Origin of the sequence: Brevundimonas denitrificans, from assembly GCF_030160755.1 — a bacterium.
Taxonomy (GTDB): domain Bacteria; phylum Pseudomonadota; class Alphaproteobacteria; order Caulobacterales; family Caulobacteraceae; genus Brevundimonas; species Brevundimonas denitrificans.
On sequence record NZ_BSOY01000145.1, the window covers coordinates 1 to 1,131 of the forward strand.

Sequence of the window (1,131 nt, forward strand, 5' to 3'; positions counted from 1 at the left end):
ATCACCCCGATCGCCATGGAAGAGAAGCTGCGCTTCGCCATCCGCGAAGGCGGCCGCACCGTCGGCGCCGGCGTGGTCTCCAAGATCACCGAGTAATCGGCGACCTCAAGTCAGCGTAACAGAGCGGCCCCCGGAGCGATCCGGGGGCCGCTTTTGCTGTGTGCGCTTCCTTCCCCCTTCACGGAGGAGGGTGGGCCGCGGAGCGGCTCGGATGGGGGTGCTGGTTCCGGGGGCAGGCTGGACGGGCAGACGCCAATCGGATGGGGCGGTGTGTCACCCCTCATCCGACCTCGCTGCGTTCGGCCGCCTTCTCCCGCAAGGGGAGAAGGGAAAACCTAGATAAACCGCACCTCCACCCCCGGCTTGACCCCGGCGGCCAGTTGTTCGGCGTCCCAGTTGGTCAGGCGGACGCAGCCGTTGGAGGCGGTCTTGCCGATCTTCGACGGGTCGGGCGAGCCGTGGATGCCGTAGGTGTCGCGCGAGAGGTCGATCCAGACCGTGCCGACCGGGTTGTTCGGACCGGCCGGGACCACGACCCGCTCGTCGCCGCGGTCGTAGCTGACGCGCGCGGGGTCATAGGTGTAGTCCGGCGCCGGCGCGACGCCGACCACGGTGACCGTGCCGGAGGGGGCGGGGCGCTCGGATGAGCCGATGGTGGCCGGATAGAAGGCCAGCAGGGCGCCCGAGGCGTCGAAGGCCCGGGCCGAACGCTCGGTCTTGTCGACGACGATACGGGCGACGCCGGTCAGGGGCGCATCATTGACGGCGGGAACTACCAGGGTCTGGCCGGCGCGCCGGAAGTCGACGCCGGGATTCAGGCCCTGAAGCAGGGCCTCGGTGACATGGAACCGTTCAGCCAGACGCTCCAGGGCGCTGGTGAAATTCGTGCCCGCGCGGGCGGTTGCGGCGAGGTCGTCGCCCGCCGGCGGGCTGAACGGCCCGGCGACGTCGGCCGCGGTCAGGACGTATTGCGTCATGACCGGGCCCGCATCGGCGGAGGCGAGCGCCTGGAGCAGGGCGGCGTCGGCGCCGCCGTCCGCACTCAGGCCGTTGGCCTTGCCCCAGGCGGCGATGGCCTCGCGGGTGTTCTCGCCGCCCAGGCCGTCGATGACGCCGGGCGAGTAGCGCGAG

2 protein-coding genes are annotated in these 1,131 nt (G+C 71.2%); one reads left to right on the top strand and one right to left on the bottom strand.

Annotation, left to right across the window (positions count from 1 at the left end; all coding sequences use genetic code 11):
• Positions 1–96: EF-Tu C-terminal domain-related protein (locus QQJ79_RS15370; RefSeq protein ID WP_284222345.1), on the top strand; the 96-nt coding region annotated here is incomplete at its 5' end.
• Positions 97–335: 239 nt separating this feature from the next.
• On the opposite strand, the gene QQJ79_RS15375 is transcribed toward QQJ79_RS15370, so the two are convergent.
• On the bottom strand, positions 336–1,131 hold a 796-nt coding region (locus tag QQJ79_RS15375), incomplete at its 5' end, for a L,D-transpeptidase family protein (protein ID WP_284223804.1).